General features: G+C 71.0%; 19 protein-coding genes and 1 tRNA gene. 6 read left to right on the forward strand and 14 right to left on the reverse strand.

Translation table 11 applies throughout. From position 1 onward, the window contains the following. Nucleotides 1-73: 73 nt before the first annotated feature. From GXP74_RS29940 to GXP74_RS29965, 6 genes are all read right to left on the reverse strand, one after another. Nucleotides 74-781 carry a hypothetical protein gene (locus tag GXP74_RS29940; RefSeq protein ID WP_182454345.1) on the reverse strand — a complete coding sequence of 236 codons (708 nt, stop codon included), beginning with the start codon at nt 779-781 and terminating at the stop codon, nt 74-76. A gap of 22 nt (nt 782-803) precedes the next feature. Next, on the reverse strand, nt 804-1,148 hold the full coding sequence (locus GXP74_RS29945; RefSeq protein ID WP_182454346.1) for a hypothetical protein: 345 nt from the start codon (nt 1,146-1,148) through the stop codon (nt 804-806). Nucleotides 1,149-1,565: 417 nt separating this feature from the next. Continuing rightward, nucleotides 1,566-1,901 carry a helix-turn-helix domain-containing protein gene (locus GXP74_RS29950; protein ID WP_182456731.1) on the reverse strand — a complete coding sequence of 112 codons (336 nt, stop codon included), beginning with the start codon at nt 1,899-1,901 and terminating at the stop codon, nt 1,566-1,568. A gap of 2 nt (nt 1,902-1,903) precedes the next feature. Beyond that, nucleotides 1,904-2,272: a type II toxin-antitoxin system RelE/ParE family toxin gene (locus GXP74_RS29955; RefSeq protein ID WP_182454347.1), complete on the reverse strand. Its 369-nt coding sequence runs from the start codon at nt 2,270-2,272 to the stop codon at nt 1,904-1,906. A gap of 490 nt (nt 2,273-2,762) precedes the next feature. Continuing rightward, nucleotides 2,763-3,977 carry an HNH endonuclease signature motif containing protein gene (locus GXP74_RS29960; RefSeq protein WP_182454348.1) on the reverse strand — a complete coding sequence of 405 codons (1,215 nt, stop codon included), beginning with the start codon at nt 3,975-3,977 and terminating at the stop codon, nt 2,763-2,765. A 460-nt stretch (nt 3,978-4,437) separates the two neighbouring features. Continuing rightward, nucleotides 4,438-5,514, reverse strand: coding sequence for a hypothetical protein (locus GXP74_RS29965; RefSeq protein WP_182454349.1), 1,077 nt, complete (start codon nt 5,512-5,514; stop codon nt 4,438-4,440). Between the two features lie 140 nt (nt 5,515-5,654). Between GXP74_RS29965 and GXP74_RS29970 the strand changes: the two genes are divergently transcribed. Next, nucleotides 5,655-6,038, forward strand: coding sequence for a transposase (locus tag GXP74_RS29970; RefSeq protein ID WP_182454350.1), 384 nt, complete (start codon nt 5,655-5,657; stop codon nt 6,036-6,038). 202 nt (nt 6,039-6,240) lie between these two features. Next, nucleotides 6,241-7,062, forward strand: a complete 822-nt coding sequence (locus GXP74_RS29975) for a DDE-type integrase/transposase/recombinase (RefSeq protein ID WP_182454351.1) — start codon at nt 6,241-6,243, stop codon at nt 7,060-7,062. Nucleotides 7,063-7,322: 260 nt separating this feature from the next. Here the strand turns inward: GXP74_RS29975 and GXP74_RS29980 are convergent. From GXP74_RS29980 to GXP74_RS29990, 3 genes are all read right to left on the reverse strand, one after another. Continuing rightward, nucleotides 7,323-7,396, reverse strand: a tRNA-Pro gene (locus tag GXP74_RS29980). Nucleotides 7,397-7,522: 126 nt separating this feature from the next. Then, on the reverse strand, nt 7,523-8,812 hold the full coding sequence (locus tag GXP74_RS29985; protein ID WP_225448301.1) for an MFS transporter: 1,290 nt from the start codon (nt 8,810-8,812) through the stop codon (nt 7,523-7,525). A gap of 435 nt (nt 8,813-9,247) precedes the next feature. Continuing rightward, on the reverse strand, nt 9,248-10,108 hold the full coding sequence (locus tag GXP74_RS29990) for an acyl-CoA thioesterase II (protein ID WP_182454352.1): 861 nt from the start codon (nt 10,106-10,108) through the stop codon (nt 9,248-9,250). Between the two features lie 688 nt (nt 10,109-10,796). Between GXP74_RS29990 and GXP74_RS29995 the strand changes: the two genes are divergently transcribed. Beyond that, a complete protein-coding gene (locus tag GXP74_RS29995; RefSeq protein WP_182454353.1) occupies nt 10,797-12,710 on the forward strand; it encodes a hypothetical protein in 1,914 nt (637 codons plus the stop codon). 56 nt (nt 12,711-12,766) lie between these two features. Here GXP74_RS29995 and GXP74_RS30000 read toward each other — a convergent pair whose 3' ends face one another. Together GXP74_RS30000 and GXP74_RS41955 are read right to left on the reverse strand one after the other, a co-directional pair. Continuing rightward, nucleotides 12,767-13,300 carry a hypothetical protein gene (locus tag GXP74_RS30000; RefSeq protein WP_182454354.1) on the reverse strand — a complete coding sequence of 178 codons (534 nt, stop codon included), beginning with the start codon at nt 13,298-13,300 and terminating at the stop codon, nt 12,767-12,769. A 736-nt stretch (nt 13,301-14,036) separates the two neighbouring features. Next, nucleotides 14,037-14,828, reverse strand: coding sequence for a transglycosylase family protein (locus tag GXP74_RS41955; protein ID WP_182454355.1), 792 nt, complete (start codon nt 14,826-14,828; stop codon nt 14,037-14,039). A gap of 574 nt (nt 14,829-15,402) precedes the next feature. Here GXP74_RS41955 and GXP74_RS30010 point away from each other — a divergent pair. Next, on the forward strand, nt 15,403-16,278 hold the full coding sequence (locus GXP74_RS30010) for a hypothetical protein (RefSeq protein ID WP_182454356.1): 876 nt from the start codon (nt 15,403-15,405) through the stop codon (nt 16,276-16,278). 139 nt (nt 16,279-16,417) lie between these two features. After that, nucleotides 16,418-16,789: a hypothetical protein gene (locus GXP74_RS30015; RefSeq protein WP_182456988.1), complete on the forward strand. Its 372-nt coding sequence runs from the start codon at nt 16,418-16,420 to the stop codon at nt 16,787-16,789. Between the two features lie 67 nt (nt 16,790-16,856). Here GXP74_RS30015 and GXP74_RS30020 read toward each other — a convergent pair whose 3' ends face one another. Continuing rightward, nucleotides 16,857-17,573 (reverse strand): TetR/AcrR family transcriptional regulator, encoded by a 717-nt coding sequence (locus tag GXP74_RS30020; RefSeq protein ID WP_182454357.1) that lies wholly within the window; start codon nt 17,571-17,573, stop codon nt 16,857-16,859. 102 nt (nt 17,574-17,675) lie between these two features. On the opposite strand from GXP74_RS30020, the gene GXP74_RS30025 reads away from it, so the two are divergent. Then, nucleotides 17,676-18,905, forward strand: coding sequence for an FAD-dependent monooxygenase (locus GXP74_RS30025; RefSeq protein ID WP_182454358.1), 1,230 nt, complete (start codon nt 17,676-17,678; stop codon nt 18,903-18,905). Here the strand turns inward: GXP74_RS30025 and der are convergent. Both der and cmk read right to left on the reverse strand, forming a co-directional pair. Then, nucleotides 18,868-20,322 (reverse strand): ribosome biogenesis GTPase Der, encoded by a 1,455-nt coding sequence (gene der, locus GXP74_RS30030; RefSeq protein WP_182454359.1) that lies wholly within the window; start codon nt 20,320-20,322, stop codon nt 18,868-18,870. The genes GXP74_RS30025 and der overlap by 38 nt on opposite strands. Nucleotides 20,323-20,425: 103 nt before the next feature. After that, on the reverse strand, nt 20,426-21,133 hold the full coding sequence (gene cmk / locus GXP74_RS30035; RefSeq protein ID WP_182454360.1) for a (d)CMP kinase: 708 nt from the start codon (nt 21,131-21,133) through the stop codon (nt 20,426-20,428). Between the last annotated feature and the right edge of the window lie 23 nt (nt 21,134-21,156).

Below are 21,156 nucleotides of genomic sequence, written 5' to 3' on the forward strand. Positions count from 1 at the left end.
CGGGCGACTGCGCCCGGGCCGTTAGTGGCTGGAACTATCGCTCAGTTCGCGTCGGGCGTCCGCCCCGCCAAAGTCAGCTCACGTCCCGCAAGTCGCCCACCTCCGGGCCAGACGCGGAACCGTGCGCGCTCCGCAGCGCGGCTCCGGTTTCGATCGTCGCGGTGAACTCCGCGAGCGCGGTGCACATGCTGTCCACTGCGTACGTCCGCGCCTCGGCTGGCAGCGTCCCGAACGCCACCTCCAGCAGGCGGGCGGTGGCGACCCACGTGGAACCGGGCGAGTGCGCGGCCACCACCTCCGCCAACTGCTTGACCAGGGCCACCGTGTGCTCGCCGACGTCTGCGGGACTCTCCGCCAGCATCATGGCGGCGGCGAGCGTGGGGTCCTCGCGCAACAAGTCCCGGACCGCGACCGCCTGTTCCAGGCGCAGGCGCTGCTCGCGCAAGCGGCGACGGGCCTCGGCCCGGTCGCGGAGGGCCATGGTCGCGTCGTGCAGGTCCTGTGGGTCGACGTGAACGTGCACCGTCGCCCACAACAGTCGTACCCCGCTCCCGTCGACGGCGGCAGGCCGACCCAGGGACCGATTGACGCGGTGCTCCAGCTCGGTCGGCGCGAGAATGGGGCACACCGCCGCTAAGGGAGCCACCAGGTCGACGAGATGGCAGGCGGCAGCGTCGGCCGGTGCCTGGTGCCTGCCGACGCGACGCCACCTGCCGTGGGACTGGACGCGGAACCGGTAGCCGTCGTCAGCGCTGGCCACGGTGAACTCCGTGTCCAGCACGCCCCGCCTAACCGGCCAGAGGTTAAGCACCCTCAGCTTCCTGCTCCCATCTTCCGAAGTCGGGGCTATGGGGATCGGCTTCCTGGGCACGCGCCTGCAGTTGTGTGCGCAGCCGGCGCCGGGCCGTCTCGTCCAGAGCTGTTCCCTTGATCGTCCAGTGCTCGCTCAGACGGAACAGGCTCAGGTGGCGCTGGCCACGCAGCGATGTGACCGGAACCTTGTGGACAGCGTCCACCAGAGTGTCCATGACCTGCTCGCACGTCCCCTGGTCCGACCGCGCGGCCGCGTCCAGCCAGGCGTACGCCGCGCGGTGGACAAGCGTGCTCGGTTCGTCCACCTCCAGGGAGACCCGCCATCCGGTGACCACCCAGTCGGCTGCTGACGCTCCCGGCTCCAGCAGGACCGGTACACCGTCCTCCAGCAGGGTCCGACCCAGACTCGAGTCGGCCTCCAGCCACAGCTGCGCTGAGTTACTGGATCCCGTGGAGAGAAGTGAGTCTGCTCTCGCCTCGCCGCACGCCGGCCGAGTTCGAGCAGTTTGCCGCCGTCCTGTCCCGCATAGGAGGCCGAACCCGAGCCCAAGTCGAGGACGTAGCCGGCGAGAACGGTGCGAATGTCTGCGGGATCCTGCTCGACGGTCGGGCGCAGCTTCGCCATCCGGTGCAAACGCTGCACACCCTCCAGTACCATCGCCAGCCGCGCAGCGCGACGCTGCTGCTCCGGTCTCGGATTCAGTGCCCGTCCCGCTACCTTCAGCACCCGCTGCTGCTCGCCTGTACTGCACTCATGCGGCCCGGTGGGCCGAGAGCGTCACCCTGGCGTCATCGACATCGATGGCGATGTTCAAGGAGGCGTCCAGCCCCTTGGCCAGCTTCGCCAGCAGCGGCAGAGTCGGTACGCTGTCCGATCCCTCGATCCGGGAGATCTTCCCCTGGGTCAGCCCGGTACGGGCAGCAAGCTCAGTCTGCGACAGTCCGAGTTCGACACGCCGGTCGTACACCACCTTCGCCAGTGCCATCGACAGGCGATGCTCTTGGCGTTCCTCCTCGATCTCGGCAGACTCGGTGAACCCCTCAATCAACTTGCGCTCCCGCGTGAGCTTCCAGCGGCTGTGCTCCATCGTCACTCCCCTTCCTCGCGGCCGAACACCATGTGCGCCGGCCCGTGCGAACCCTCGCACTCCTTCTTCGCCAGCACCGCCCGAGTGATCTGGGCCTCCTCGTGCGACCGTGTCTTGCGGAATACCGTCAGCAGCACGATCCGGCGATCCCCGGTGATCCAGTACGTGATCCGCGTAGCCACCCCGTCAAGGGTCGGACGCAGCTCGCCCACCCCATCGCGCAGATGCCTGGCGTACGGCATCGGGGTGAGCGGCCCGAGCTCCGCCAGCACTTCGACGTAGTCCTCGACCTTGCGGAAGTGCCTACCCGAGAGCAGTTCCAACCAGGTACGGACTTCCGGCTCGATTTCGACCGCGTACAGCGCATCCATGTCGTTGACAGTATATATCGGCAGCGACATCAGCAACACGCACAGCCAGACCGACTACCTCCCTCGGCAAGGGTCCAACCGCTGCCCCGCACCTCATACGGCACCATTCGCAACGTCGTGGCCGCAGTCCCGCAGCCAGGGCCCGTTCTCGGCGCGGTCCGCCCTGCGATCGAGTCTACGCACCCAGGTTCTGATTAGGCCAAGGTCCGGGCGGGCACTCTGCTGCCTCTGCTCACAGCGCGCCTGCGGTGTGGGGCGGTGACCACGCGCTGCGACACGCCGGCCCGGACCACTGCTGTGCGGATCGGGGCAAGACGGCTCCAGCATGATGTTCATGATGAGGCATCGGCCAGCGCATCGAGCTAATCACACCGATGTGAGACGCAGGGTGGACTGGCTGGCGAGATCGCTTGAGCACTGGTGTGCCCGTGCGCTACCAGTGGGAGCGCGCGGCGCTGGCGCTACCGGGGGGCCTTCCCTTGCTCCGCAGCTACTCCAGTATCTGGCGGTGGCGTTCGTCAGCGGTCTGGCGCAGCCTTTCTCGCAGTTGTTCCCCCGTTGTTCCGAGAGTCTTGATCTTGTGGCAGTTCGGGCAGAGCGCGGCCATCGCCTGCGGCACGTCGGCACCGCCCTTGGCGTGGTCGTCGATGTGGTCGACTTCTAGCAGGTAGGCGCCGGATCTGCTGCGGTCCGAGGTGTAGTGGGGGTTGGGGCAGTCCGGGTTCTCGCACGCCCCGCCGCTGCGGTGCAGCACGGCGTGCCTGGCAGCGGCGCTGCGCGAGAGCCGGGTCCCCTTGAGGGCCTTCGGTCGGTGGGAGCGGCCCGAGGCGGTTGCTGCGGTGGCGATGTCGTTGAGCTCGCGGTAGCGGCTGGGCGCGGCCAGGCGCTGCAGGAGACCGCTCAGCGCCCTGCTGCGGGAGGGGCCGTCCACTGCGCTCGCGGGCAGTGGCGGCACTGCGTAGTGGCCGCCGGTGTGGTTCCACGTGCCGGTGTATTCCGCGGCCCGCAGTTGGGCGCACTCCCATCGGGCGTTGCCCAGCGTTTCGGCGATGTCGAGGTGGTCGATGAACACCCAGCCGTCCTCGGCGTGGCCGCCCTCGATCGCGTACTCGTAGGAGCGGAACAGTGCGCTGTAGGCATGGCTGCGTCCGTGGACGACAAGTCGCTTGCCACTGGTCCGGGTCGAGAACTCTTCCATGATCGTCTTGAACGGCGGGGCTGCGCACACCGCTGCAGCCGTCAACCCCGCCTCTGCCAGCTCACTGGTCGGTGGAGCAAACCACTGGGGGTCGACGACCTGGTGCCATGCGAGCGAGCCCGTGGTGTCGGTAAGCGTGATCTCGCAGGTGGCGACCGCTGAAAGTGGATCGTCGGTCTGACGCACTGGCGGCCCGATCGTTGCCACGGACATGATCAGTGTGGTCTTGTCGTCCAGCACCTCGGCGGCCCACTGCGATGCGGCACGCCGGTCCTGGGCTTTCTGCTCCGCGCTGGGTTCGCTGGCGAGGGGGACGGCTTCGCCGTCCGTGTACAGCGGCACGACGGGCGTGACGGACCAGCACTGCGACGGCCCGGAGAACCAGCGCGGCGCTGGGCCCATGGGTCTGGGATCGTCGAACTGGTAGCCGTCCGGCTTGAACAGGTTCGCCGGGCGCCTGCCCTTCAGCCGCAGGTGCGCAGCGCTCCTCAGCCAGGGCGGTGTCACCGGCCAGCGGCTCCCGATGTCGTCCGGGTGCCGGAACTTCTCCGCTGCGGCCGGCGAGGCATACAGTCGCGGGCCGAACCCCGCAGGTATACCTCCGCACACAACGAGGTCGGAGCTTGGCCGGGGAGCGGGACGCATCGCTGTCACCTGATGATCATATGGAGGTCGCGCCGTCTCCCAGCGCGCGTGCAGCACGCGGGCGTCCTGGAGGAGGAAGCCGGGGCAACTCACTTGCACCGACTCCACAGCAGTCTGGGCTACCAGAGCCCAGCCGCCTACGAGTCCGCTGTCGCGGCCTGACCGACACACACAATCTGTCCGTCAAACCGGAGCAAGCTCAATCCAGGACGTCGAGATCATCACGTTCGACGAGCTGTATCAGCGTGCAGGCTTCATCGTCGCCGACCGCTGAGCCTCACTGTCAGGGTCACAGCGAAGGACTTACTACCGTGTCCTTGAGTCAGCGGTACCTCGCGTTGACCTGGGTGCGGCAGCTCTCACACGCGTGTCGGGAACCCGCCCCGTAGCGGTGGATCGGTGCGCCGCACCCAGCACACGGGCCGACCTCCCAGGGCTTGCAGGACTGGGTGGCTGCAGCGGCCCAGCGCTGGGCGGCGGTGACGTCGAGGTGCTGTGGAAGGTCAGGGATGACGAACAGGCGCGGCGGTACGTCGTCGAAGGTGTGCAGCCCGGTGCCGACGGCGTGTCCGCGTCGGGGCCGGGTGTCGTTGAAGGCGAAGGTCTCGTCTCCGTAGCGGCAGGTCGGGTCGAGGTCCTGCTCGGTGAAGGTCAGCTCGTCCTCGGCTTCGGCAGCTGGGGGCTCCGGCTCCTGTCCGGGGCCGACGATCTCCAGCCACTGGTCGCGGTCGCCGGAGGGCACCCGCATCCTTGAGCAGCTGTGGGGGTCGTGCTGGTTGGGGATGCGCATCGGCAGGTACTCGCCGTCGGCGCTGGCTACGACCAGTCGGTCGACGTCGGTGTGCGGCTTCGGGGGCAGGCACAGTGCGGGGAGCATCCACTGCGCGTGGAACCGGCCGCAGGAGCTTCCCGTTTCGGGGCAGGGCCGTTCGCTGGTCCGCAGGCACTTCCAGCGCTGGAGGTGGCGGACTCCCGCGCGCACGAGCATGGTGCGCGGTGAGGCGATCTCCTTCCAGGTGAAGTCGTCGACCCGCACCCATGGTGCCCGGTCGATCAGCGCGGCCCGGTCGCTGTTGGTCACCCACAGCGGCACGACGCCTGCGCCGGCGGCAGCCTGGGAGCGGCGGCGCACCGTGCTGGCGCTGATCGGCGCGTACTGCGCCTCCCACCCGATGCGCCGGCCTCCGGCTCCGGTGACCAGGACGTCGCTGCGGACCTTGCCGTCCGCGCTTCGCCCCTCGACCTCGGCGGCCAGGCCGTGGCGCTCGGCGGCGCGCGCGATCCGTTCCTTCATGGCCTTGTGCTTGTCGCTCTCCTCGGCCGTCGGGGTCCTGCGGATCGGAAGGTGCGCGGCCACCAGGACGATGTGCCCGTTGACGGGCCGACGCCGGATCGCCATCCACGGGCTGTGCTCACCGTCCTCCTCCGCCTGGCAGACACCCTCGTTGTGGTGCTCCGTTCCCTCTCTGTCAGCCTTAGGTGAGACGTCCCGCTTTGTCGGGTTAGGCTGAGAGGGCCCGAGTAGGAGTTCCACCCCTGATGACCAGCACCAATCCGTCCGCAGCCAACCCAGCTCCCCGGCCGAAGCGCCGCACGTTCAGCCCCGAGTACAAGCTGCGGATCGTCGCCGAGTACGACGCCGCGCCCAGGAATGAGAAGGGCGCGGTCCTGCGCCGCGAGCGCCTGTACCACTCCCACGTCACCGAGTGGCGGGCCGCCCGCGATGCCGGGGCCCTGGAGCACCTGGTGGACCACCGCACCAGCCCGGCCCGTGCGAAGAAGTCCGCCGCCGAGGCCGAGAACGAGAAGTTGCGCCGGCAGGTGGAACGGCTGGAGAAGGAGCTCGCCCGGAACAAGGCCGCAGTGGAGGTCCTGGGAAAAGCGTCGGCGCTCTTGGAAATGATCTCCGAGAGCGCGGACTGAAGCACGCCGCCGACCCCGTCATGGACGAGGCATTCACCGTCATCGAACATGAGCTGGGCACCACGGCCGCGTGCCGACTGACCGGCCGCTCCCGCGCCACCCACTACCGCAGGCGCAAGCCGCCGCCCACGCGCCGCCCAGGTCACCTCAGGTCCAGCCGTCGGCCCTGACAGCCGAAGAACGCAATGCGGTACTGGAGTTGATGAACAGCCCCGAGTACGCCGAGCTGCCGCCCGCGCAGATCTGGGCCCGCGAGCTGGATACCGGGCGCTATCACTGCTCGGTCTCCACGATGTACCGGATCCTGCGCGAGCGCGGGCAAGCCGGCGAACGTCGACGCCAGGCCACCCACCCGGCCAAGGCAGTGCCCGAACTGGTCGCCGACGGCCCCTCGCAGGTGTTCACCTGGGACATCACCAAAGCAGCCGGCCCACGCAAGGGCATCTGGTACCACGCCTACGTCATCATCGACATCTTCAGCCGCTACATCGTCGGCCACACCGTTGAATCGGCCGAATCAGCCGAACGGGCAGAGGAGTTGATCCGCGAGACCATCGCGCGCAACGGCATCGTGCCCCAGACCGTGCACGCCGACCGAGGCACCTCCATGACCAGCAAGAAGGTCTCCCAGCTATTGATCGACCTCGGCGTCACCAGGTCGCACTCGCGCCCCAAGGTCTCCAACGACAACCCCTACAGCGAGGCCCAGTTCAAGACCACCAAATACATGTCCGACTACCCAGAGCGCTTCAACTCCCTGGCCCACGCCCGCGACTGGTTCGACGCGTTCATCTCGTACTACAACCACGAGCACAGGCACTCGGGCATCGCCCTGCACACGCCCGCCAGCGTCCACTTCGGCACTGCCAAGGAGATCCGCGACCAGCGGGCACTCACCCTCGCCGACGCCTACGCGCGCCACCCCGAACGCTTCGGCCGCCGCCCCCAACCACCCGAGATCCCGACGACAGCCTGGATCAACGACCCCGCCAAGCGCAGCGAACCCGCACCACAAACCTCATAACGTCACGACCGTCTCACTGGACTCGAAATCTTCCGAGGCTGTCGCCCGCCTCCTGGAACTTGCCGAACGCGACAGCCATGCGACAGCCATCCACCTCCGGCCGGCACGCTCCAAGCCGTGGAAATCCCTGCCCAGAAGGCGTACGCACACCTCAACCCACGCTGCGTGAACCATCGTTCACGACCACAATGCGACCACCAAGCAGAAGAGCCTGTCTCCGCTGAGTAGCGGAGACAGGCTCTGACCTGCGAAAATAACTGTCGGGACGACAGGATTTGAACCTGCGACCCCCTGACCCCCAGTCAGGTGCGCTACCAAGCTGCGCCACGTCCCGAGGCTGCGCTGCCTTGCGGCTTCGCGGCCTGTCCCCGGTTGCCCGGGCACAGGAAGAACAATACAGCACGTGGGCAGGTGCTTGTGTCCGGCTCGGCGGGGCCGGGAGCGGGGGCGGCGGGGCAGGTCAGGGGGTTGGCGCGCGGTTGTCGTAGCGGAGGAAGGAGGGGTAGCGCAGGACGAGCAGGAGCATGGCCGCGACACAGGCGATCCCGCCGCTGACGGCCGAGAAGGTCGGGGTGGTCAGCTGGGCCACCGTGCCGGACTCGAAGTCGCCGAGTCTGGGGCCGCCCGCGACCACCACCGTGAAGACGCCCTGGAGCCGTCCGCGCATGCCGTCGGGAGCGGCTGCCTGCATGATCGTGTTGCGGAAGATCATGCTGACGGTGTCCGCGGCGCCCGCGATCGCGAGCAGCAGCAGGCCCAGCCACAGGTGTCGGGCCAGCCCGAATCCGGCGATCGAGAGCCCCCAGACCAGCACCGCGAGGATGACCGCCACGCCGTGCCGGTTGATCCGGCTCACCCAGCCGGAGAACAGCGCGCCGAGCAGCGCGCCGACCGCCGGGGCCGCAGCCAGCAGCCCGACGGTGCCCGCGTTGCCGTGGTACAGCACTGCCGCGAGCGCCGGGAACAGCGCGCGGGGCATGCCGAAGACCATCGCCGCGAGGTCGGCCAGGAAGCTCATCCGCAGGTTGGGCCGGTCGCGCAGGAAGCGCAGGCCGTCCAGTACCGAGGGACGCGGCGGCCGGGCGTCGCCGGTGTGGGCGACGGTCTCCGGGCGCATGGACGGCAGCCGCCACATCGCGTACAGCGAGGCGCCGAAGGCCACGGCGTCGACCAGGTAGGCCGCCTGGTAGCTCCAGACCCCGATCAGCAGCCCGCCGAGCATGGGGCCGACGGTCAGGCCCAGGTTCATGCTGACTGTGGACAGGGCGTTCGCCGCCGGTAGCTGCTCGGCGGGGACCAGGCGCGGGACCATGGACGCCCGGGCCGGCGCGTTGAGCGCGAAGCAGACCGCCTGGAGCGCGACCACCGCGTAGAGCACGGCGACCTGGTGCACGCCGAAGAAGGCCTGGACGGCCAGTCCGGTCGACAGGATCGCCAGGCCGGTCGCCCCGAAGAGGCCGAGGCGGCGCCGGTCCATGGTGTCCGCGATGGCGCCGCCGTACAGGCCGAAGGCGACCAGCGGTACCAGCGAGCAGAGCCCGACCAGGCCGGTCGCGAAGGTCGACTTGGTCAGCGCGTAGACCTGGACCGAGATCGCCAGCGCGGTCATCTGCTGTCCGATGGACGAGACGCTCTGACCGAACCAGATCCGGCGGAAGTGGGCGCTGGTGCGCAGCGGGGTGATGTCGGCGAGCGCGCTGCCGGCCAGTTTGCGCAGCCGGCCGGGGGCGGGCGCCGGAACTAGTCCCAATGGGTGGGATGGTCCGGCCGGTCCTGACGCTCCTGCTGCCGACTGGTCCGGCGGTCTGCGTGTGCCGTCGGACGATGCCTGCCGGGGCAGGGCCGACGGCGGGGCGGCTGCTGCGGCCGCAGTGGGGGTGGGGGCTGTGGAAGAGGGGGACGCGGCGGATATGTGGGGCTGGCGTGGGGGCGGTGGCGGCGAGAGCTGGTCACTGGGCACGCAACATCGTCCCTCGTCACGCCCCGGGCCGGTACCCCGGGGTCCCGTCCTGTCCTCTCGTCGCCCCGCGCGCCGTCCCGCGCCCCTGGACTCCGGGGCGGCTCTCGGGGAGCTGCGGGCCCGGCGAGAGCCTGCGGCCCGGCCGTACCGGTGCGGCGGGGGCGCCCCCGGCGGCCGGGCGGGCGCCCGCCCCGCGCCGCCCGGGGCGGTGTCGGCCCGCTGGGGTCAGTCCTGGAGGCGGCGGAAGAGGCCCTCTTGCATGACTGAGGCGACCAGTCGGCCGCTCTGGTCGAACAGCTGGCCGCGGGCCAGGCCTCGGGCGCCGGTCGCTATCGGGGACTCCTGTTGGTACAGCAGCCAGTCGTCCGCGCGGAACGGGCGGTGGAACCACATCGCGTGGTCCAGCGACGCCATGTCGAAGTGGCGCTTGCCCCACAGCGGCTCCACCGGCACCCGGACCGCGTCCAGCAGGGTCATGTCGCTGGCGTAGGTCACCGCGCAGGCGTGGATCAGCGGGTCGTCCGGGAGTTCGCCGTTGGTCCGCAGCCAGACCGCGACCTTGGGTTCGACGCCGATCAGCTCCTCGTGCCGCCACCGCAGCCGCTCGACGTAGCGCAGGTCGAAGGGCTGCCGACGGCTGATGAAGGGCGGCATCTCGCCGAGGACGGTGCCGACCTCGTCCAGCGCGCTCGGGAGTTCCTCCGGGCCGGGGACGGAGGGCATCGCCGTCTGGTGTTCGAAAGGTGAGGGTTCAGGAAGATGGAAATCGGCCGTAAGGGCAAAGATTGTGCGTCCTTGTTGCACGCCCAGCACCCGGCGGGTAGTGAAGGACCGGCCGTCGCGCAGGCGGTCCACCTGGTAGACGATCGGCACGCCGGGGAGGCCGGGGCGCAGGAAGTAGGCGTGCAGCGAGTGCACCGGCCGGTCGGCGGCGACGGTGCGTCCGGCGGCGATCAGCGCCTGCCCCGCGACCTGCCCGCCGAAGACCCGCTGCAGGGACTCCTCCGGGCTGCGACCACGGAAGATATTCGTCTCGATCTGCTCCAGGTCGAGCAGGTCGACCAGGTGGTCCACGGGATCGCCCATCAGCTCCTCATCCCTTTCCTCGCTCCGCTCTCCCTCGCCATTCTCACAGCTGAGCATCGGTTTCCGCTGGACAGAGCGGTGTCCCGGACCTGCGGCAGGGCCCGGGGCGGCCGGATGCGGGCATGCGCCGCTCGTACGGGTGATGACCCGCCGACCGGTTTCCGCCCATGTCAGGGCTGGTCAATCGGTTGAGAACGGAGTATGAACAAACCGTCCCGCTCGCGGGCCGTGCTGTCGAACGTGTCAAAATGCGGCAGTGCCCTCAGTTTCTTCTGCCGACGCCGATTCGGCCGACACGACCGCCACGGCCGAGCCGACCGCCGCCGGTCCGGCAGTGCCCCTCTCCCCCGCCGCGCACCCTGCCCCGGGCGAGAGTGAGCCGCAAGCGGAAATCCAGCCGCGTCCGTCTACCGAACCGCTCAGCGGCAGAACCGCTGACGAGACCGCCGTCAGAACCACCGTCAGGACGACCGTCACGACCACGTCGGGTGCCGTCGTCACCCCCGTGACCGTCAGCACCCCGGTCGTCGCCGGGGGCACCCCTGTGACCGTCGGCACCCCCGTGACCGTCGGTACCCCCGTGACCGTCGGTTCCCCCGTCGCGGGGGGCAGTCGGCCCGGTGGCGGGCGCGACACCGGCAGCCGGGGCGGCGGCAGGGGCAACGGCAGGAGCAGCACCAGGCACCGCATGCGCAGCGCCATCCGGCTGCTGGGCGCCGGTGAGACGACGCCGGGCAGCCTGCGCCGTCCGCCCGCCCAGATGAACCGGATGCTGACCGTGCTGGCCTGTTCCAGCATGCTCATCGGCGCCCAGGACATGTGGAACCGGACCGTCATCAACGAGCACAGCCACGCCATCGTGGTGATGCTCTACTTCGGTTCGATCATCGTGCTCGGCGTGCTCGCGCTGTCGGTCCGCACCCGCCGCGCGATGACCATCGTCGACGGCTCGGTACTGGTGGTCGCGGCCCTGGAGTGCGTCAACCGCTTCTACACGGTGACCGCCGCCAAACCGCCGACCAGCGCGAACTCCTCCCACGTCTACTACGGCACGGACGAGGGCTCGCTGATCCACATGGCGGCGAAGACGCTGCTGCACGGCGGCCACATGTACGGCACGCAGTGGCCGCAGATCTTCTCGATGTTCCATGTCGGCACCACGCCGCTGATGAACGGCGGGGCCGCCACCGGTCTCGACTACCCGCCGCTCGGGCCGATCTTCACCTCGGTACCGATGGCGGTGGGCCTGAGCCATCCCCCGGCGGGGATCGCGGCGACCGCGATGCTGCTGCTCGCCTCGCTGGTGATGTTCCTGCTGCTGCCGGTCGCCTGGCGGCCGGTGGCCGTGATCGTCTGCTACGGCTTCGGCTGGCTGCCGAACTACGCGGAGATGGGCTACCCGGGCTGCATGGAGCTGCCCTTCCTGCTGGTGGTGGTGGCCTACTGGCAGCGCACCGGACGCGGCGGACGGCTCGGCCGCTGGGGCGCGGTCCAGGCGGTCTGCCTGGGCATCGCCTGCTGCCTGCACCAGTTGACCTGGTTCCTGGCACCGTTCCTGGTCGTCGGCATGTACATGATCCGCCGGGGCGAGATGCCCGCCCGCGACGCCGCCCGGGTGGTCGGCCGCTATGTCGCGATCGCGGCGGGCGTCGCGCTGGCGATCAACCTGCCGTTCATCCTCCAGGGCCCGAAGCCGTGGCTCCAGGGGGTGCTCGCGCCGATACTGCAGAAGGCGATCCCCAGCGGGCAGGGCCTGGTGGGCATCTCGTACTACTTCCGCAACGGCAGTGGCGACCTCAGCCTCTACAGTGACGCCGGGCTGCTGCTCGGCGCGGCGATGCTGGTGCTGCTGGTGGTCTTCCCCAGGCGGCTCGGACTGGCCGTCACCGTGATGCCCTGGCTGGTCTTCTACCTGTCCACCCGCTCGCAGGAGGACTACTTCGACCTGACCGTCCCGCTGTGGGTGATGGCGGCGGCCACCGTCAGCTCGGTCGAGTTCGACCGCGCCTGGCAGCCGCGTCCGAACTGGCTGCGGGCCCGGACCGTGCGGGCGCTGCTGGTGCCGGTACTGCTCGCCCCGGCGCTGCTGTCGCTGTTCGGCGCGGTGGTCACGCCGCCGCCGCTGCGGATCCGGATCACCTCCATGACCGGCAGCAACGGCAGCGGCGCGCTGGCCCTCAGCGACGTGCTCCAGCGGCTGACCGTGCAGGTGACCAACAGCTCCGACAACCCGCTGAGTCCGCACTTCGCCACCAGCACCGGGGCGACCACCTCGCCGTACTGGGGGGTGCTCTCCGGTCCGGCGGTCATCGCCCCGGGCAGGACCGTCACCTACGTGCTGCTCGCGCCGTACGAGGGGGTGGCCGGTCCGGGCGTCACCGACCGGATCCTGCTGCGCGCGGTCACCCCGGAGCCGATGAGCCTGACCACGCAGCTGATCGGCGTCGGTCCGAGCTCGCAGATGATCACCACGCTCCAGTCGAAGGCCAAGCGGCAGTTGCTGGCCGAGGCCCAGGCCGCGGCGAAGGCCAAGGCCCGGGGCCGGTCCCACGGGCACCGGTCACAGTCCAACAGCCGTTCGATCGAGGCCGACGCGCGCTGAGCCCGGGCGCCGACCGACCCGAGCGGAGCGCGCAGTCCGCGGCCCGTCCCCGGCACTCAGGAGCAGCCGGGGACGGCCGTACCGCCGTTGTTCAGCTTGACCAGACCGCAGAGGGTGGCGTCGGCGACCTGCCAGACGCCGCCGGACAGTACGGACCTCCCGGCCGAGCCCGGCATCACCGGCGACCCGCTCTCGCACAGGTTGTAGGTGACGTCGGCGGCGGTCGCGCTGGTGAAGTCGACGGCGGTGACGGTCACCGTGGCGGCGGAGGCCAGCTTGTTGCTGGCGAAGCTCTGGAGGACGGCCACCAACGAGGTCCCGTTCTGCAGCAGCCCGAGCTTGGTGGCGGCGGGCGTCGCCGGGTCGAAGAACTTCTGGTAGTCGGTGGCCACGGCCGCGCCCGCGGTGGCCGGGTCGGCGGGTCCGCTGCCGGTGACCGCCGGGGCGATCACGCTGCCGCACGGCGCCGCGGCGACGGCCGTGGTCGGCGGCGCGGTGGTCGGCACGGCGGCGGCGCTGGACGTCGTCGCCGCGGGCGTGCCGGAGCCCGTCGAGGAGCCGCTGCCGCAGGCGGCCACCAGCACCAGCACAGCCGCTACGCCCAGCCCGGAAGCGACACCGCGGCGTCGCGAACCACGCGCGGCCCAACCGCCCGAGTTCCCACCGCCCGAGGTACAGCCGCCTGCCGTCGAGCCACCCGAACCCCGCGCGTCCCGCGCCCTGGAACCTCTGGCCATGGAACCCTCCCACCGTCTCGGCAGTGAAATCTGACTATCCGTCAGTTCCTTCTACGCTAGCGGCATCCGCGCAAGAGGGAGCCGTCCGTGCGGGCAATCGATGGCGGAACGTGACCCTCCGCGCGGCGCTTCGGCGGCGCTCCGGACCGGACCGCGGCAGGTCCCCTACCTGGCGTCCGCGACCGTACCGGGGGCGGCCCCGGAGCAGGAGCGGATGCTCCGTCAACTTGAGCCGCCGTACTGGCTACTGGCGCCGGAGGCGGAACCGTGGAGCAGGATCGGGCGCCGGAGCCGTCCGGTCCGCAGGTGCTCCCGGTTGCAGGCAGGCGGACGTACCCCCCGGACGTACCCACGGGCTGCCTGCTGCCCCCGGGTCGCGACGACGCCGCGACGACATCGGGGCCTGATCGCTGCCGCTGCGCCCGGGAGATCTCCGGGCCGCGTTGCAACTCCCGGCGTAGGCAATCGTGTTGCGGTCCATCGGGCCGGGGGCGAGGCCGGAAGCGGCGTCGGGGGCGAGGCCGGAACCGGCCGTGGCGCGGCCCCCCGTGGTGACGGGGGCCGCGCCGTGGCCGTGCGGGGGTGGCGGTCAGCCGATGGTGAGGACCTGGCCCGGGAGGATCAGGTTCGGGTCGCCACCGATGGTGCTCTGGTTCTCGGCGTACAGGTGGTGCCAGCTGACGCCGTGGGCGGCGGCGATGAGGCTCAGCGTGTCGCCGGACTTCACCGTGTAGGTGTCGCCGGAGGCGGTGCCGCTGCTCTGGACCGGGGTGCTGGTGGTCTGGACCGGGGTGCTGGTCTGGACCGGGGTGCTGCTCTGCGCGGTGCTGCTGCTGGACGAGTCCGAGCTGGAGGAGTTCGAGCTCGACCCGTAGGAGCCGGACGCGTTGCTGTTGCTGTCGCTGTTGTTGCTGCTGGACGTGTTGCTGCTGGACGTGTTGCCGCTGGACGACGCGGTGTTCACGTCGGCGGCGGCGCCACCGGCGGTGAGACCGGCCCGCGGCCCGCAGACGGGCCAGGCGCCGGGGCCCTGGGAGGCCAGCACGTTCTCGGCGACGGCGATCTGCTGGCCCTCGGTGGCCTGGTTGGCGCTGGACGCGTACTGGGTGCCACCGAAGGCGGCCCAGGTGGACGACGTGAACTGGAGGCCACCGTAGAAGCCGTTGCCGGTGTTGGCGGCCCAGTTGCCACTGCTCTCGCACTGCGCGACGGCGTCCCAGGTGGAGACGGAGGCAGCGGACGCGGTCGTGGCCGTGACCAGACCGGCCACGGGGGCGGCGACGACCACACCGGTGATCAGCGCGGCGCGCAGGCGGTTGTGCGTGCGGACACCCTCAGTAGCGGTGGTGCGGGCGGCGTCGTTCTCGCGGCGGAAGATCATTTAATCCCTCTCTACAGCCCCGGACGGCACGGCTGACGGCGCGCTGGGCGCGCTCGGTCCGCCATTGCGTTTCGCAGAACGGCCGGTTCGTGCGGGAAGCACGCCGTGCCGTTCCGGCGCCCGCCACTCGTCACCGGCCTGCTGGCAGGCGGCGGGCCCGCCCTCGTGGACAAGCCGAGAGCGAGCGGAGGCGGGCGAACCCGGGTGGTGCTCGTTGCACCGGCCATGAACGTAGGAGACCAGCGGTGGCGCTTACAAGTAGTTCATGGACGCCCCAGGTCAGCTCGGGGTTACCCCTGGTAGCGATCTAGGAGATTAGTTGCATAACAGACATATGACCCGTGCGGACGGGCCCGCACGGCCATCCGAGTGACCCTCGCCATACCGAAGGAGAGGTGAGCCATCCCACACGGTCGACCCAAAGTCACAGGTGGTCGGCTCGGAGTAGCGGTCGATCTTGGGAATCCCCGACTCGATCGCGGACAACCGTGACCCGAACCACACCTGGTCCGTTTGTCATCACGGCTGAGGCAGTCCCGCCTCCGGCCCCGCTCGCGCAACCCAAGGAGTCTTCGTGCCGCGCTTGATCGATGTCAGCGACGAGGTCCGTGCCGAGATCGGTGACGACGAGGCCGACCGCCTACTCACCGGGGCCACCGCCCCCGCCCACTACGACTGCACCTCCTGCCGGGCACCCGGCGACGCCACCCTCGATCCGACCGCGACCGTGCTGTTCGTCGGCGAGGAGACGGCGGTGCTCGCCTTCGCCCACTCCCGCTGCATCCCCTCCCAGGTGGTACCGGTGGCGGAGGAGCAGCTGCTGGGCGCGGTACGCAGCATCAACCAGGCCCCGAGCGCTCCGGTCGGGCCGCCCGCGCCGTTCCCGGGCCAGGCCTCGGCACCCATGCCCGCCCCGGTGCCGATCCCGGCACCGATCCCGGCACCGGTCGCCGCGGCGGAGACGACCCCCGCGGTCCTCGGCGTCACCTGCGGCCTGGTGCTGTGCAAGTACGGCCCGCACGCGGGCACCCCGCGCGCCGCGCTGGTGGTGGAGCCCACCGGACCGGTGGGGCGGCCGGGCAGCCCGAACGACCGGGACCACTTCGCCGACCTACTGCTGGAGCACGGTTTCGGCCAGGTGCTGGACGTCGACCAGCCGCCCGCCGAGCTGCGCGGCTGGTCGGTGCTGATGGCGATGGGACAGCTGCACGCGGTGCTCCAGCCCGCCCCGGGCGGCGGGACGCTCGCCTGGTGGCAGGCGCACCAGCCGCTCCAGGTCACCGAGGCGTGGCGGTCCGCGGCCAGCAACCAGGGCGAGGTGATCATGTTCGCGGCCCCGGCCGGGAGCGTGGGCCGCCAGCCCCGGGAGGACCTGCTGCGGCAGGCCGTGGACCACGCGGCCCGGCGCGGCCTGCTGCTCGGCGCGGTCCTCCCCCTGGCCGGCACCTGAGCCCGACCACGGAGAACCAGGCCGACCAGGGGAACCGAGCCGAACCAGGCCGAACCAGGCGGAACCGTCGCCGGATCCGTACGCCTGACCGAACCGCCCGCGCCCGCATCCCGGCGGGCGGACGGTCGTTGGCCATGGCGTGCAGACCTACGACACCTACCTCCCGCCGCGCCGAACCGTCGACTATCCCCCCGCCCAGCCGCCGACGCCCGCCCCCGGCGCTCCGGCCCAGCAGATCCCGGCGATGCGTCCGGCCTTCGAGGGCGAGCCCTCGGCCACGCCGATCTTCGACGCCCTGTACGCGGAGTTCCGGCGGCGCTTCCGCGCCCTGCCGGGCGACCGTGAGGGCGAGGAGGAGCTGCGCTTCACCGGCTTCGGCTCCTACGGCGGCGCCTCCGGCTACGCCCCCTGGGAGCGCCAGGTGCCGTACGGCCAGGGCGTGACCGGCCTGGGTTACGGGCTGACCGGCCGCCACCGGGGCTACCTCTCGCTCCCCCCGGGCCAGAACTGACAGGCGGGCCCGAGCGGACCACCGCGCCGGAACGGACCAGCGGGCCGAACCCGTCCGGCCCGCGCGGTCAGGCCGAGCGTTGCGCGATCAGCACGCCCAGGCCGTCCAGGATCCGCCGCAGGCCGAAGTCCAGGGCCTGGTCCTGGCCGCCGAGGCTGGCCGCCGAGGCGAAGGCGGTGGTGAGCGCGGGATAGCGCTCGCCGTGGATCCGCAGCACCTCGCCCAGTACCGCCGCGAACTCCGCTTCCGGGTTGCTCCCGGGGCCAGCCGCGCGGGACTGCTGGGCGATTCCGCGCACATGCCCGGAGAGCAGCACCAACGCGTCCAGCCGCTCGGCGCCGGTGAGGCCGGTGCCGTCCAGCGCGGCGGCGGCCTGCTCGGTCCAGGAGAGCTCGGCCGGGCCGACGACCCGGGGGCCGACGGTCGCCTCCAGCAGCCAGGGGTGCAGCTGGAAGACGGCGGCCAGCTGCTGCGCCCACTCCCCCAGCCGCTCCCGCCAGCCGCCGGTCGGCGTACCGGTCGGCGGAACCGTCCCGACCGCGGTCTCCACCATCAGCGCGACCAGTTCGGCCTTGCCCGGCACGTACCGGTAGAGCGACATCTTGGTGAAGTCGAGCAGCCCGGCCACCCGCTGCATGGAGACGGCGGCCAGCCCCTCGGCGTCCGCGATCTCGACCCCGGCCCGGGCGATCCGCTCCAAGCTGAGCCCCGGTTTGGGGCCGCGCGACGGCTTGGGGTGCGGCCCCCACAGCAGTCGGACGCCCGCACTCAACTCGTCTCCCATGTCTCGGCTCCCGCCTCCGCCTTGCCATCCCCGCAGAACTGCGTCTACCGTACACAACAGCAATCAGCGTCCGCCGGACACAATTTCTGGGGAGTGGTGTACATGAGCGGGAACGTCCTCATCTCGGGTGCCAGCATCGCCGGACCGGCCCTCGCCTACTGGCTGGGGCAGTACGGGTTCAAGCCCACCGTGGTCGAGCTGGCCCCCGCCCTGCGCGAGGGCGGCCAGGCCGTCGACTTCCGCGGCGAGACGCACCTGACCGTGCTGGAGCGGATGGGTGTGCTGGAGCAGCTGCGGTCGATAGCCACCGGCGGCGGCGCGACCCGCTTCGTGGACCGGAACGGCCGCCAACTGCTGCATCTGCCGCCCGACTTCACCGGCGGCGAGGTGGAGGTGAGGCGCGGTGACCTGGCCCGGGCGCTCTACCGGCACAGCCTGCCGACCACCGAGTACCTCTTCGGCGACTCGGTCACCGCGCTCACCGAGACCGGCACCGGGGTCCGGGTCGACTTCCGGCACGCCGCCACCCGCGAGTTCGACCTGGTGATCGGCGCCGACGGGCTGCACTCCAACGTGCGCCGGATCGCGTTCGGCCCGGAGGAGCGCTTCGTCAGCCACCTCGGGTACTACGCGGCCACCTGGCAGCTGCCCAACTACCTCGGCCTGCGGCCCGGCCAGGGCTCGGTCGGCTACAACACGCCCGGTCGGCTCGCCAGCGTCGGCGTCGACCCCCGGGATCCGGAGCGCGCGGGCGCCTTCTTCGTCTTCACCGCGCCCCGGCTGGAGTACGACCGGCACGACCCGGAGCAGCAGAAGGCGCTGATCGCGGACGCCTTCGCGGGTCTCGGCTGGGAGGTGCCGCGGCTGCTCGACTCGCTGCGCCGGGCCCCGGAGCTGTACTTCGACTCGATCAGCCGGGCGGACGTGGACAGCTGGTCCCGGGGGCGGATCGGCCTGGTCGGCGACGCGGCCTGCGGCGCCACCATCGGCGGCATGGGCACCGGGACCGGTGTGGTCGCCGCCTACGTGCTGGCCGGTGAGCTGGCCCGGGCGAACGGCGACCACCGGGCGGCGTTCACCCGGTACGAGCAGGTGCTGCGCGGCTACGCCCAGGGCTGCCAGAAGGGCGGCGACCGTACCGGGAAGTTCCTCGCCCCCGCCACGGCCACCGGCATCCGCTTCCGCAACACGCTGCTGAGCAGGCCGTTCTTCATGAACCAGATGCTCGAACTGGGCAAGAAGGTCAGCAGCGGCATCGACCTGCCGGACTACCGGGCCGAACTGGCCCGGGCGGCTACTTGCGTCCCCGCTTCTCCCGCACCCGGACGCTGATCGAGATCGGCGTGCCGACGAAGCCGAACTCCTCACGCAGCCGGCGCTCCACGAACCGCCGGTAGCCGGCCTCGATGAAGCCCGAGGCGAAGAGCACGAAGCGCGGCGGCTTGGCGCCGGCCTGGGTGCCGAACAGGATCCGGGGCTGCTTGCCGCCGCGCACCGGGTGCGGGTGGGCGGCGACCAGCTCGCCGAGGAAGGCGTTCAGCCGGGCGGTCGGGATCCGGGTCTCCCAGCCCTCCAGCGCCGTCTCGATGGCCGGGACCAGCTTCTCCATGTGCCGTCCGGTCAGCGCCGAGACGTTGACCCGGGGGGCCCACTGGACCTGCACCAGGTCCTGCTCGATCTCCCGCTCCAGGTAGTAGCGGCGCTCCTCGTCGATCTGGTCCCACTTGTTGTAGGCGACGACGACGGCCCGGCCGGACTCCACGGCCATGGTGATGATCCGGGTGTCCTGCTCGGCGATGGTCTCGCTGGCGTCGATCAGCACCACCGCGACCTCGGCCTTCTCCAGCGCGGCGGCGGTGCGCAGCGAGGCGTAGAAGTCCGCGCCCGCGGTCTGGTGCACCCGGCGGCGGATACCGGCGGTGTCGATGAACTTCCAGGTCTTGCCGCCGAGCTGGATCAGCTCGTCGACCGGGTCGCGGGTGGTCCCGGCCACTTCGTTGACGACGACCCGGTCCTCCTTGGCGACCTTGTTCAGCAGGCTGGACTTGCCGACGTTGGGGCGGCCGATCAGGGCGACCCGACGCGGTCCGCCGACGATCTCGGAGGCGAAGGTCTGCTCGGGCGCGGGCGGCAGCTTGTCCAGGATGGCGTCCAGCAGGTCGCCGGAGCCGCGGCCGTGCAGCGCGGAGACGCAGTACGGCTCGCCGAGGCCGAGCGACCAGAGCATGGCCGCGTCGGCCTCGCCGGACATCCCGTCGACCTTGTTGGCGCAGAGCACCACCGGCTTGCCGGACTTGCGGATCAGCTTGACCAGGGCCTCGTCGGTGTCGGTCGCGCCGACGTTGGTGTCCACCACGAACAGCACCGCGTCGGAGTTCTGGATGCCGAGCTCGGCCTGGGCCGCGACCATGGCGTCCAGACCGAAGACGTCGATCTCCCAGCCGCCGGTGTCGACCAGCTTGAAGCGGCGGCCGTTCCAGGTGGCCTCGTACTCGACCCGGTCGCGGGTGACGCCGGGCCGGTCCTCGACCACGGCCTCGCGGCGGCCGATGATCCGGTTCACCAGGGTCGACTTGCCGACATTCGGGCGGCCGACGACGGCGAGCACCGGCATCGGGCCCTGGCCGTCCAGGCTGCCGAGGTCCTCCGGGTCGAAACCCTCCTCGGCGGCCAGCGCCAGGAACTCGGCGTAGTCCGCCGCGTCCAGGTCGCCGTGGTCGGCGTTGCCGCCGACGATCTCGTTGCTCATGTACCCGTGCCAACTCTCGTTCGTCGTCGCCCAGGAGGGCGCTCAAAGCTCAATGGGGGTGCGGCCGGGCCGGAGCCGGGCCGCGGGCGGGCCGCGCGGGGCGCTAGCTCGCCGGGACGGCAGCGCGCTCGCGCACCAGGCCGATGATCCGGGTGATGACCTCTTCCGGGGTCATCAGCGTGGTGTCCACCTCGACCGCGTCGGCGGCCTTGGCCAGCGGCGAGGCCGCCCGGCCGGAGTCGGCGGCGTCGCGGCGCTCGATGTCGGCCAGGATCTCGGCGACCCCGGTGGGCTCGGTGACGCCCAGCTGAGCGGCCCTGCGGGTGGCCCTGATCCCGGCGGAGGCGGTCAGGAACACCTTCAGCACGGCGCCGGGGAAGACCACGGTGCCCAGGTCACGGCCCTCGGCGACGATCCCGACCGGCGCCTCCTCGGCCGAGTGGCGCTGCAACTCGACCATCCGGGCCCGGACCTCGGGCACCGCCGAGACGGCGCTGACGGCGGAGGTCACCTCGGTGCCCCGGATCGGCCCGGACACGTCCACGCCGTCCACGGTGATGGTGGGACCGGCGGCGTCGGTGCCGGAGCGCACCACCGGCTTGGCCGAGGCCAGCGCGACGGCCTCGGCGTCGTCGACGTCCACGCCGTTCTGCAGCAGCCAGTACGTCATCGCCCGGTACATCGCGCCGGTGTCGAGGAAGCTGAGGCCCAGCCGGGCGGCGATCTCGCGGGAGACGGTGGACTTTCCGGTGCCGGCGGGGCCGTCGAGGACGACGATCACCGGGGCATCCGAGCGGTCGGCTGTTTCCACGGTGGAGGTCCTTCTCTGTGGCG

The sequence above is a fragment of the Streptacidiphilus sp. P02-A3a genome (assembly GCF_014084105.1).
Lineage (GTDB): Bacteria > Actinomycetota > Actinomycetes > Streptomycetales > Streptomycetaceae > Streptacidiphilus.